General features: G+C 40.4%; 10 protein-coding genes. 7 read left to right on the forward strand and 3 right to left on the reverse strand.

All coding sequences use genetic code 11. The features are described from left to right. Positions 1–46 precede the first annotated feature (46 nt). The 7 genes from RG565_RS07970 (at position 47) to RG565_RS08000 (ending at position 8830) form a co-directional block, all read left to right on the forward strand. Positions 47–976, forward strand: a complete 930-nt coding sequence (locus RG565_RS07970; RefSeq protein ID WP_247936714.1) for a peptidase U32 family protein — start codon at positions 47–49, stop codon at positions 974–976. Between the two features lie 130 nt (positions 977–1106). Beyond that, the gene (locus RG565_RS07975) at positions 1107–2393 is read left to right on the forward strand and encodes a U32 family peptidase (protein ID WP_247936713.1); all 1287 of its coding nucleotides are present in this window, start codon (positions 1107–1109) and stop codon (positions 2391–2393) included. Positions 2394–3090: 697 nt separating this feature from the next. Beyond that, positions 3091–4752, forward strand: coding sequence for a ribonuclease J (locus tag RG565_RS07980; RefSeq protein ID WP_247936712.1), 1662 nt, complete (start codon positions 3091–3093; stop codon positions 4750–4752). Between the two features lie 97 nt (positions 4753–4849). Continuing rightward, positions 4850–5641 carry an alpha/beta hydrolase family protein gene (locus RG565_RS07985; protein ID WP_003034999.1) on the forward strand — a complete coding sequence of 264 codons (792 nt, stop codon included), beginning with the start codon at positions 4850–4852 and terminating at the stop codon, positions 5639–5641. Positions 5642–5785: 144 nt separating this feature from the next. Further along, positions 5786–6490, forward strand: a complete 705-nt coding sequence (locus RG565_RS07990) for a matrixin family metalloprotease (protein WP_247936711.1) — start codon at positions 5786–5788, stop codon at positions 6488–6490. Position 6491: 1 nt separating this feature from the next. Then, entirely contained in the window at positions 6492–6857 is a 366-nt protein-coding gene (locus tag RG565_RS07995) for a hypothetical protein (protein WP_025271866.1), read from the forward strand. Between the two features lie 74 nt (positions 6858–6931). Then, the gene (locus RG565_RS08000; protein WP_247936710.1) at positions 6932–8830 is read left to right on the forward strand and encodes an ABC-F family ATP-binding cassette domain-containing protein; all 1899 of its coding nucleotides are present in this window, start codon (positions 6932–6934) and stop codon (positions 8828–8830) included. Positions 8831–9207: 377 nt separating this feature from the next. Here the strand turns inward: RG565_RS08000 and RG565_RS08005 are convergent, their stop codons facing one another. Genes RG565_RS08005 through murT form a run of 3 tightly spaced genes read right to left on the reverse strand, consistent with a single transcriptional unit; the run spans position 9208 to position 11613 of the window. Beyond that, a complete protein-coding gene (locus RG565_RS08005) occupies positions 9208–9456 on the reverse strand; it encodes a LapA family protein (protein WP_003035088.1) in 249 nt (82 codons plus the stop codon). Between the two features lie 28 nt (positions 9457–9484). Beyond that, entirely contained in the window at positions 9485–10270 is a 786-nt protein-coding gene (gene gatD / locus RG565_RS08010) for a lipid II isoglutaminyl synthase subunit GatD (protein ID WP_003035035.1), read from the reverse strand. Next, positions 10270–11613 carry a lipid II isoglutaminyl synthase subunit MurT gene (murT, locus tag RG565_RS08015; protein ID WP_247936709.1) on the reverse strand — a complete coding sequence of 448 codons (1344 nt, stop codon included), beginning with the start codon at positions 11611–11613 and terminating at the stop codon, positions 10270–10272. Before murT ends, gatD begins: the two co-directional genes overlap by 1 nt. Between the last annotated feature and the right edge of the window lie 49 nt (positions 11614–11662).

The raw sequence follows: 11662 nt of genomic DNA on the forward strand, positions 1-11662 counted from the left end.
AAATTAAAAAATAGAAGAGAAATCAAAAATATGTTATAATTTTGCTATGAAAAAGATTATCATTACAGCGACAGCTGAGAGCGTTGAACAAGTAAAAGAGCTTTTAGAAGCAGGTGTGGATCGCATTTATGTAGGTGAAAAAGAGTATGGTCTTCGGTTACCCCATACTTTTTCTTATGACGAATTGCGGCAGATTGCAGCCCTTGTACATGAGGCAGGCAGAAAGTTGACAGTTGCTGTCAATTCTTTGATGCATCAGGAAATGATGAATAAAATCAAGCCATTTCTTGATTTTTTAGTGGATATTCAGGCAGATTACATTACTGTGGGAGATGCTGGTGTGTTTTATGTGTTAAAACGTGACGGTTATCCGTTTAAGACGATTTATGATGCCTCGACTATGGTTGCCAGCAGTCGTCAGGTGAACTTCTGGGGGCAAAAAGCTGGCGCTTCTGAGGCAGTTCTAGCGCGTGAAATCCCATCTGCTGAACTATTTAAAATGCAAGAGATTTTAGAAATTCCTGTTGAGATTTTGGTTTATGGTGCTAGCGTCATTCATCACTCTAAGCGTCCGCTTTTGCAAAATTATTATAATTTCACTCATATTGATGACGAAAAGAGCCGTGAGCGTGATTTATTCCTTGCAGAGCCGAGTGACCCAGATAGCCATTATTCTATTTTTGAGGACAATCATGGGACGCATATTTTTGCAAATAATGATTTGGATATGATGACGAAACTTGGAGAGTTGGTAGAACATTGCTTTACACATTGGAAATTAGAAGGCATTTACACGCCAGGACACAATTTTGTTGAAATTGCCAAACTCTTTGTGCAAGCGCGTGAGCTGATTGAGACCAATCAATTTACACATGATCAGGCTTTCCTTTTGGATGAGCAGATTCATCAATTGCATCCCAAAAATCGTTTCTTGGATACTGGATTTTATGAATATGATCCAGACCAGGTGAAATAAGGAATACAGGTGGTCGCGAGTTGTGACTGCTTGTTTAACATTAACAATCTGTTACCTTTAGTTTGCTTTCAAGCCCTTTTTGCTATAAAATAAAAAGGCTAAGTATTAGAATTTAGAAAAGAGCGAGAATATGACAAAAACTTTGAAAAGACCAGAAGTTCTGGCGCCTGCTGGAACGTTGGAAAAATTAAAAGTCGCCATTCGTTATGGAGCGGATGCTGTTTATATTGGTGGACAAGCCTATGGTTTGCGCAGTCGTGCTGGAAATTTTACGTTTGAAGAAATGGAAGAGGGCGTTCAATTTGCTCGTGAACATGGCGCAAAAGTCTATGTGGCTGCGAACATGGTAACCCACGAAGGCAATGAAGAAGGAGCTGGGGAATGGTTCCGCACTTTGCGGGATATTGGCATTTCTGCCGTTATCGTATCTGACCCAGCTTTGATTGCCATTGCTTGTACAGAAGCGCCAGGTTTGGAAGTACACTTGTCAACACAAGCTAGCGCAACAAACTATGAAACCTTGGAATTTTGGAAAGATTTGGGGTTGACACGTGTCGTTTTGGCGCGCGAAGTTTCCATGGAAGAATTGGCAGAAATCCGCAAACATACCGATGTTGAGATTGAAGCTTTTGTTCACGGTGCTATGTGCATTTCTTACTCAGGGCGCTGTACTTTATCTAATCATATGAGCATGCGGGATGCCAATCGTGGGGGCTGCTCTCAATCTTGCCGCTGGAAATATGATCTCTACGATATGCCCTTTGGACAAGAGCGCAAGAGCTTAAAAGGCGAAATTCCAGAAGAATTTTCTATGTCGGCTGTGGATATGTCCATGATTGACCATATTCCAGATATGATTGAAAATGGAGTAGACAGCTTGAAAATTGAAGGACGCATGAAGTCTATTCACTATGTATCTACTGTTTCAAATTGTTACAAGGCGGCAGTAGATGCTTATCTTGAAAGTCCTGAAAAGTTTGAAGCAATCAAGCAAGATTTAGTAGATGAAATGTGGAAAGTTGCGCAACGTGAGTTGGCGACAGGATTTTATTATCATACACCGACTGAAAATGAGCAGCTTTTTGGATCACGCCGCAAAATTCCGCAATATAAATTTGTGGCAGAAGTGGTGGCTTATGACCCTGATACGCAAACAGCGACTATTCGGCAACGAAATGTCATCAATGAGAGCGACCCAGTTGAATTTTATGGCCCTGGTTTCCGTCATTTTAACGCAGTCATTACAGATTTACATGATTCAGATGGAAATAAAATTGATCGGGCTCCAAATCCGATGGAACTGTTGACGATTTCCTTGCCACATCCGGTTTATCCAGGTGATATGGTACGCAGTCGTAAAGAAGGTTTGATAAATCTTTATAAAGAAGACGGCACAAGTGTCACAGTACGGGCATAAAAATCCACATTGAGAAGAGGTTTGAATGGTTAATTCTGCCTCTTTTCATTTGTAAAAAATATTTTAAAAAAATGAATGTAAACGCTTGCTTTTTTAAAAAAGAAGGTGTACAATATAATTAAAGAAAGATAAGAAAGGGCTGATTCCAATGGGTATCGGAACATTCATATTTTAAATCGTTTATGATGTATTAGTTTCTATTTGCTAATTGTTTTTCTTAATTGGAGGTATTTGATTAAATATTTCTGAAGATGTCATGTAGTGGTTTGTAGAATTGCATCGCGTATGAAGAACGCAAAGTAAGAATAAATAAGAATGTTATTTGATGCAGTCGGTAGAAGCTTTTTAATGATTTTCATGCTTAGTAAAAAAACCGCTATTGTTTTAGATGAAAAAACTTGTTTTTGATATATTGTGGACAAGAAAATCATTCTTTAATAAAGTAACGATGGAATCATCATAAGAATCTCTTTTCAGATAATTACTTTCTGAAAGTCTATCTATCACTTATTAGCAAATAGAGACGGCTCCTAGCTTTCTGTAGGTATACAGTAACTAGGAGTTTTTGTATGCTCTGTTCTTTGAAAAAAATCATGAAAAGTAGTATAATAAATTAGATATGCAAAAGATTTGCAAAACTGTAATTCGACTTGGGATTCCAAGGACCGTTAGTAAAAAAATTTGAAAAGGAGAATCAATGAGCAATATTAAATTGATTGCTTTGGGCGGTGTACGTGAAAATGGAAAAAATCTTTACATCGCTGAAGTGGATGAATCTATTTTTGTCCTGGATGTCGGATTAAAATATCCAGAAAATGAACAGCTTGGTGTGGATTTTGTTATTCCAAATATGGACTATTTGTTTGAAAATAAGGACCGTATTGCAGGGGTCTTTTTGACACACGGGCATGCGGATGCAATTGGTGCCTTGCCTTATTTACTTGCTGAAACGAAAGTCCCTGTATTTGGCTCAGAATTGACGATTGAGTTGGCTAAGTTATTTGTCAAAGGAAATGATACGGTCAAAAAGTTCAATGATTTTCATGTGATTGATGAAGACACAGAGATTGATTTTGGAGGTACAGTTGTATCTTTCTTTAAAACAACGCACTCTATTCCAGAGAGTTTAGGGATTGTTTTGAAAACGTCTGAAGGGAATATTGTTTACACAGGTGATTTCAAGTTTGACCAAACGGCTAGTCAGTCTTACGCAACAGATTTTGCTCGCTTGGCGGAAATTGGTCGTGAAGGCGTTCTAGCTCTTCTTAGTGATTCTGCAAATGCGGATAGTAATATTCAAGTGGCAAGCGAGAGCGAAGTTGCAAAAGAAATTAGCAATACGATTGGTGATTGGGAAGGGCGCGTGATTGTTGCGGCGGTTGCAAGCAATCTTTCTCGTATTCAACAGGTTTTTGAAGCTGCTGCTAGAACGGGTCGTCGTGTTGTGCTGACGGGGTTTGACATTGAAAATATCGTTCGTACAGCTATTCGCTTGAAGAAATTATCACTTGTGGACGAACGTTTGCTAATCAAACCAAAAGAAATGTCTAAGTTTGAAGATCATGAACTGATTATTTTGGAAACTGGGCGTATGGGTGAGCCAATCAATGGCTTGCGCAAGATGTCTATTGGTCGTCACCGTTATGTAGAAATCAAAGAAGGTGATTTGGTTTATATTGTTACAACACCGTCTATCGCAAAAGAAGCCTTGGTGGCACGTGTAGAAAACATGATCTACCAAGCAGGTGGTGTTGTCAAACTAATTACGCAAGATTTGCGAGTGTCTGGACATGGAAATGAGCGCGATTTGCAATTGATGTTAAACCTCTTGCAGCCAAAATTCTTGTTCCCAATTCAAGGAGAATATCGTGAATTGGCAGCACATGCTAAAGCTGCCATGGCAATTGGTATGTTGCCAGAGAACATTTTTATTCCAAAACGTGGTAGCATTATGGAATATGAAACGGATGATTTTGTACCTGCTGGTGCGGTATCTTCTGGTGATGTTATGATTGACGGAAATGCGATTGGTGATGTCGGAATTATCGTTCTTCGTGACCGCAAAGTTCTGTCTGAAGACGGTATCTTTATCGTAGCCATTACAGTAAACCGTCGTGACAAGAAGATTATTTCCAAAGCCAAGGTTCATACACGTGGATTTGTTTATGTCAAGAAAAGCCGTGATATTTTGCGTGAGAGTGCTGACTTAATCAATAAAACAGTTGAAGATTACCTTGCAAAAGATAATTTTGACTGGAGTGAGTTGAAAGGCTCGGTGCGTGACAATCTTGCGAAATATCTCTTTGAGCAAACCAAACGTCGTCCGGCAATTTTACCTGTTGTAATGGAAGTGCGTTAAGTAGGTTAAATTAGCACATTTTATATAGTTACAAAAATCGTGGGGTCAGGACGTTTGTTCCAACCCCTTTCTTACATTTATATTAAAAGGAGAAAAAATGGCATTTTTTGAAATAGAATATCATTCAGCAGTACTAGAAATGGAGCGTCGTGTCAATGTCATCTATCCTGATGCGGATGCAGTAGCCCCCAGTCAGATAGCAGATATGGATATTCCCGTTCTTTACCTTTTGCACGGCATGGGAGGCAATGAAAATTCGTGGCGAAAAAGGACGAATATTGAGCGTTTACTGCGCCATACAAATTTAATTGTCATTATGCCGTCAACAGATCTTGCTTGGTACACTAATACTGCTTATGGATTGAATTATTATGATGCCATAGCAAAAGAATTGCCTGAGGTTATGCAGCGTTTCTTTCCCAATATGAGTCGGAAACGGGAGAAAACATTTATTGCAGGTCTGTCAATGGGAGGTTATGGGGCTTATAAAATAGCCTTGACGACAGATCGATTCTCTTATGCAGGGTCATTTTCAGGCGCTATTGGGCTCGGTCTAGATGATGTGGACATAGAAGAACTTCCAGGTGGGACGCTCAACTATTGGCAAGGTGTGTTTGGCGATTTGAAAGCAGCTGATGTCAAGCGGCATTTTTTGACGACAATGGCAAAGAAGTCAGATAAAAAGACTAAATTTTACGCTTGGTGTGGGGAGCAGGATTTTCTTTATCAAGCAAATGAAGTAGCTGTTAAACAATTGCGCGAATGTGGCTTAGATATCACCTATCATCATAATCCGGGAAAGCATGAGTGGTATTATTGGGAAAATCAACTAGAAGAATTTCTGAAATGGTTGCCGATTGATTTTGAAGTGGAGGAGCGCTTATCCTAAAGTTGCTTGAGAGATGACTTTTTTGACAGCAATTTACATTTTTTTGTCAATATTTTATTCTTTCTTTTACAGTTCTCTATGTTAAGAAATTTTTAAGCGAATCTCATTATACTTACTCTTTACATTTGAGATTAGGAGGGAAGTATGAGGTTTATATTTCGAATATTTTCGGCGCTGTTGCGCTTGATATGGCGTTTAGTTTATAGTCTTGCATTAACAGCACTCTTTTTAGTGGGAATCTTGTATATCATGAGTCCTTCTAAAAGCAGTTTTTCGACAACACTTCAGCAAGATGTCAGTCAAATTTATCGATATGTAAGTGGACAGGATAGTCAGCTAGGCGTCGGGCAAAATGTGAGAGACCTGACCAAACAGCTATCGGACAATCATGTTCATCAAGCGTCTGGTGTCCGATGGGACACAGCAAGCGCTACGGTTTATATAGATACACAAGATGAGACATTTCGCTCAGCTTATCAGGAAGCCATTCGTACTTGGAATCAAACAGGTGCTTTCACTTTTCAGATTGTAAATGATAAAAGTCAAGCCAATATTGTGGCGACAGAGATGAATGATGGTACGGTGAGTGCGGCAGGTGAGGCAGAATCACAAACTAATTTATTGACGAAACGCTTCACAAATGTAACGGTTCGGCTAAATCGTTATTATCTATTGAATAGTCAATACGGCTACTCTTATGAACGAATCGTAAACACAGCAGAACATGAATTGGGACATGCGATTGGATTAGAACATAATGAAGAAAAATCTGTCATGCAATCTTCTGGCTCGTTTTACGAGATTCAAGCAGTAGATGTTCAAGCAGTAAAGGAGTTGTATCAAGCATAGCATGATAAGAAGTATCTTTAAAATCATTAGACGTTTCCCAGAGCAAGTTTTCTTGTTTGTCTTTAATTCTAGTATTTTTGCCTGGCTATGGCAAAGTGGTTCTGATATTGCCAATCATATCGGTGTGACAGCTGCATGGCAGGAACATGTTCCTGTGTCCATTCAGAATTTCTTTGGTCAAAATAGTCAAGCTATTCAAGGATTTTTCAATCATTCAGCTGTGATGTGGTTGATTGGTTCGATGATAATTCTTTGGGTCATTCGTTTTGTAAAAGGAATCATCAAATTAGGGCTTTTTGCTTTGATTATTCTATTAGGTGTTTACCTTGTGATGCAAAATCAAGAAATTTTAAGTAGCTTTAAATGAAAATGCGGTCGAAATGAACCGTATTTTTGTTTTCTAAGATAGCAGTTGAGATAGGAATCTGCTATAATAGGTTTATGATTATTTTACAAGCAAATAAGATTGAACGCTCTTTTGCAGGGGAGGTTCTTTTTGATAATATCAACCTGCAAGTGGATGAACGAGATAGAATTGCCTTAGTAGGGAAAAATGGAGCTGGTAAGTCCACTCTTTTGAAGATTTTAGTTGGTGAGGAAGCTCCAAGCACTGGGGAAGTCAATAAAAAGCGGGACATGTCCCTGTCTTATTTGGCTCAGGACAGCCGCTTTGAGTCTGCCAATACCATTTACGATGAAATGTTGCATGTTTTTGATGATTTACGTCAGCAGGAGCAACGATTGAGACAGATGGAGCTGTCTATGGGGGATTTGACTGGGACGGATCTGGAAAAGCTGATGACAGACTATGACCGCTTGTCAGAGGATTTCCGTCAGGCAGGTGGCTTTACCTATGAGGCAGATATTCGTGCGATTCTCAATGGTTTCAAGTTTGACGAGTCCATGTGGCAGATGAAGATAGAAGAGCTTTCGGGCGGGCAGAATACTCGACTGGCTTTAGCAAAAATGCTGTTGGAAAAGCCAGATTTATTGGTACTGGATGAGCCAACTAACCACTTGGATATAGAGACGATTGCTTGGCTAGAAAACTATTTGAGCAACTATGGCGGAGCTCTCATCATCGTCAGTCACGACCGTTATTTCCTAGACAAGGTAGCCACTGTGACGCTGGACTTGACCCAGCATTCGTTGGACCGCTATGTGGGAAATTACTCTAGTTTTGTTCAGCAAAAGGAGCAGAAGCTCTTGACGGAGGCCAAGAATTATGAAAAGCAGCAGAAGGAAATTGCTGCTTTGGAGGATTTTGTCAATCGCAATCTGGTTCGGGCATCTACAACCAAACGCGCTCAATCCAGACGCAAACAGCTGGAAAAAATGGAGCGTCTGGACAAGCCAGACAGAGGCAGTCGTTCTGCTAATATGACCTTTCGCTCGGCTAAGCCTTCTGGAAATGTCGTTCTGACTGTAGAAGATGCGGCTATTGGTTATGATAACCAAGTGTTATCCGAGCCTATCAATCTGGATATTCGCAAATTTAACGCAGTAGCTATTGTCGGACCAAATGGTATTGGGAAAACAACTCTTATCAAGTCCATTGTAGGACAAATTCCTTTTATCCGTGGGCAGGAGCATCTGGGGGTAAATGTGGAGCTGGGCTACTATGACCAGACCCAAAGCCGATTGACACCGAGCAATTCAGTCTTGGACGAACTTTGGAATGATTTTAAACTAACACCAGAAGTGGAAATCCGCAATCGTCTAGGTGCCTTTCTCTTCTCAGGAGATGATGTCAAAAAGTCTGTCAGTATGCTGTCAGGTGGGGAACGAGCGCGGCTTTTATTGGCTAAGCTGTCTATGGAAAATAAAAATTTCTTGGTGCTGGATGAGCCAACCAACCACCTAGATATTGATAGCAAAGAGGTGTTGGAGAATGCCTTGATTGACTTTGACGGCACTCTGCTCTTTGTTAGCCATGACCGCTACTTTATTAACCGTGTTGCCACGCAGATTATCGAGCTTTCTGATACTGGCTCCACTCTTTATCTGGGCGATTATGACTATTATCTGGAGAAAAAAGCAGAGCTGGAAGCTTTGAGAGAGGAGAAAGCTTCCGCAACAGAGCCCACTCAGCCTCAGCCAGTCACCAACTACCAACTCCAGAAAGAAACACAGAAAGAAGCTCGGAAATTAGCTCGCCGTTTGGAGCAGTTAGAAGCTGAAATCGAAGAGCTGGAGATGCAAACGACCGAGTTGACTACAGCTATGCAGGAGACCAATGATGCGAGCGAGCTCATGGAGTTTCAGCAGAAGCTAGACCAGCTGACTGAACGACAGGAAGCAGCCATGACAGAGTGGGAAGAAGTGGCAGAACGGGTGTGAGCGAGCTATTTTTAAGTCAAGAAAGTTCATCCGAAGCGGAGAAATTCTTCCCTGAGAGTAAATCTCGAACATTCCAAATGGGGATGAGAGTTTTTTGAGCAAAAAACCTCGTCCTTCATGAAGGACGAGGCAACTTTTAAATAATTTGCCATTTTCCACATTCGGACGAGAAGTTTTAGGGGAGAGATTGCTTTGTCCAGTTTTCGGAAAGAGATTTTTGGAGCAAATTCCGAACATTCTTGTTTCGGACAAAGCTTTTTTGAAAAAATAATGTCGTCCGATTTGCGGACAAGAGAATTTTGACAAAAAAAACGTGTCCGAAAGTAAAATCCGAACTTTTTAAGAATATCTTCAAAAAACTAGGTTGGATTTCCAACCTAGTTTTTTGTTTTGAGTTCTTTTTTGGCTTTAGCTAATTCATTTTTGAGAGAAAAATTCTTTGGCATGCTGATGAGGATAGTAGTGATAGCTCCAAGTAAGACAGAGAGTAAAATTAAGAGAATCAGTGGAATTTTAAAACGAAAGAGAATAAAGCTAACGGTGACGCTTTGCATATTTGCCAAAGACAGTCCAGCGATTAGGAGGATTGCAAGTAGCAGTAAAATGTAGTACATTCTTTCTTTCATCATTGGTCTCCTTTTGTGTTTCATATCCCTATTCAAACTCTGCCTTGCTCTTGACGTCTCCGTATTCTTCTGGGACTTCTTGAGCTAGAATGTCCTCGTAGTTGGCGAGGGGAATATCTTGACCATATTTATTCTTCAGAGCAGTTGTCACTAGGCGGTAAGCTAGATTGGCATTGCGGGATAGGATAGGACCGTGGAAATAAGAGCCAAAGACATTCTTGTAGTGTACGCCTTCGCTTTGGTCTTCCTTGTTGTTTCCATTCCCATAAATAATTCTGCCGAGCGGTTTTTCATCGTCAGATAGAAAGGTCCGTCCTTGGTGATTTTCAAAACCATAATAGGTTTCGTCAAATTCATCGTTATAAATCTTGATGTCGCCGATGTAGCGGTTATTTTTTTGATTGAGAGTATAGTGTCTCATAATTCCAAGTCCCTCAATCCGCCGACCAGAAGCTTCGATATAGTATTGACCTAGAAGCTGAAAGCCACCACAGATAGCTAGCACCACGCCGTCATGATTGATAAATTCTTCCAAGCTATCTTTTTTTGCAGGCAGATCTCGTGCCACAATGGTCTGCTCGTAGTCTTGCCCTCCGCCAAAAAACGCCAAATCATAGTAATCTTTGTCAAACTCATCTTCAAGTGAGACAATATCAATTTGAACGCGAGCACCTAGCTTTTCAGCTACATATTTGAGCATGAGAATATTGCCATTGTCGCCGTATGTATTCATGAGATTGCCATAGAGATGAGCAATCTTTAAATCATAAGTATAATCCCGATTTTCAGGAGAAGTTAGTGATGTATAAACCATTAGTTCATCTCCTTTCTGACGACTTGATGAGAAGCAAGCAATTCACGGAATTCTAGCATGGCGGTATAAGTAGCTAGGATATAGGCATGCTTGGTTTCTTGGTTTTTAATTTCTTCAAAGACTTGGCTTAAATCAGCTACTTCACTGATTTGTTCAGCATTATAGCCAGTGACTCGCAAGCGGCGAGCAATCTCAGAATGACGAACCCCGCCAGCAATCATATGTGGGATATCCATGTTTAAAACCTGCTCAAAATCTGCGTCCCAGATCCAACTCGTGTCAATACCGTCCGCGTAGTTAGCATTGAGCAAAACGGACAAGCTAAATGGGTAAGGAGCGAGCTTGATCATCTCCAGAGCTTGCGTAGCTCCAACAGGGTTTTTAATGAGAACCAGCGTGCACTCTTTGTCTCCGATCTTGAAAGTTTCCTGACGTCCGAAAACGGCTCTGCTCTTGTCAAAACCAGTCTTGATAGTGGTTGGGTCAACTCCAAAGAACTGAGCAACGGAAACGGCAGCTAAAGCGTTGTAGATATTGTAGAGACCACCGACATTGATGTGATAGCTTTGACCGTCAATGACAAATTCTGAACTGTTGTGATGAAGGCTGGTCAACTCAGTCAGTTTGTAGTCTAATTCAGGACGTTTAAAATCACAGTGCTCACAAATATAATCGCCTAGATTAGCATAAGTATTGAGCTTGTATTTTAAAATGTGCTGACATTTAGGACAGAGAATACCCTCCGTATTGTAATGAGCCAGCTTTGGCTCACCTTTTTCAGTATCAAAACCATAATATTGGACCGGATTTTTGAGAGTAACAGAGTTAAACAGCGGACTGTCTCCATTTAGCAAGACGGTTGCCGTAGGAACCTTTTGAGCAGCATCCAAAATCATTTGGTAGGTCGTATAAATTTCTCCGTAACGATCCATTTGGTCTCGGAAAATATTGGTAAAGACAAAAAGGCTCGGTTTAATGTAATCGCAAATGCGTGAGAGGCTAGCTTCATCAATTTCCAGTACAGCGATATTCTTGCCAGATTTTCCTTTTTTTGCGGTTAGGAAAGTGGTTGTAATGCCGCTAATCATATTGGCTCCGCTGGGATTGGTCACTACTTCGTCAAAAGCCTCTTTGAGGATCCCAACTGTAAGAGCAGTAGTCAAGGTTTTCCCGTTTGTCCCTGTAATCACCACTACTTCGTAATCACGTGCTAGTGTATTTAAAATGTCGTTGTCAAATTTCAGGGCAAGTTTTCCAGGCAGAGTTGAACCACGTCCCAGTTTACTTAAAACAAAATGGGAGGACTTCCCTGCAAGAGTGCCCAACATAGTATTTATCTTCATAAGAAATATTTTATCATAAAAAAGTAAAGAAGGTTACAGAAAAATATCT

This window comes from Streptococcus sp. IsoGale021, from assembly GCF_031142795.1.
Classification (GTDB): Bacteria; Bacillota; Bacilli; order Lactobacillales; family Streptococcaceae; genus Streptococcus; species Streptococcus hominis.

What these genes read in the sequence shown, in the direction of transcription:
- RG565_RS07970 (WP_247936714.1), top strand. Translation starts at nt 47, where the DNA reads ATGAAAAAGATTATCATTACAGCGACAGCTGAGAGCGTTGAACAAGTA.
- RG565_RS07975 (WP_247936713.1), top strand. Translation starts at nt 1,107, where the DNA reads ATGACAAAAACTTTGAAAAGACCAGAAGTTCTGGCGCCTGCTGGAACG.
- RG565_RS07980 (WP_247936712.1), top strand. Translation starts at nt 3,091, where the DNA reads ATGAGCAATATTAAATTGATTGCTTTGGGCGGTGTACGTGAAAATGGA.
- RG565_RS07985 (WP_003034999.1), top strand. Translation starts at nt 4,850, where the DNA reads ATGGCATTTTTTGAAATAGAATATCATTCAGCAGTACTAGAAATGGAG.
- RG565_RS07990 (WP_247936711.1), top strand. Translation starts at nt 5,786, where the DNA reads ATGAGGTTTATATTTCGAATATTTTCGGCGCTGTTGCGCTTGATATGG.
- RG565_RS07995 (WP_025271866.1), top strand. Translation starts at nt 6,492, where the DNA reads ATGATAAGAAGTATCTTTAAAATCATTAGACGTTTCCCAGAGCAAGTT.
- RG565_RS08000 (WP_247936710.1), top strand. Translation starts at nt 6,932, where the DNA reads ATGATTATTTTACAAGCAAATAAGATTGAACGCTCTTTTGCAGGGGAG.
- RG565_RS08005 (WP_003035088.1), bottom strand. Translation starts at nt 9,456, where the DNA reads ATGAAAGAAAGAATGTACTACATTTTACTGCTACTTGCAATCCTCCTA.
- gatD (WP_003035035.1), bottom strand. Translation starts at nt 10,270, where the DNA reads ATGGTTTATACATCACTAACTTCTCCTGAAAATCGGGATTATACTTAT.
- murT (WP_247936709.1), bottom strand. Translation starts at nt 11,613, where the DNA reads ATGAAGATAAATACTATGTTGGGCACTCTTGCAGGGAAGTCCTCCCAT.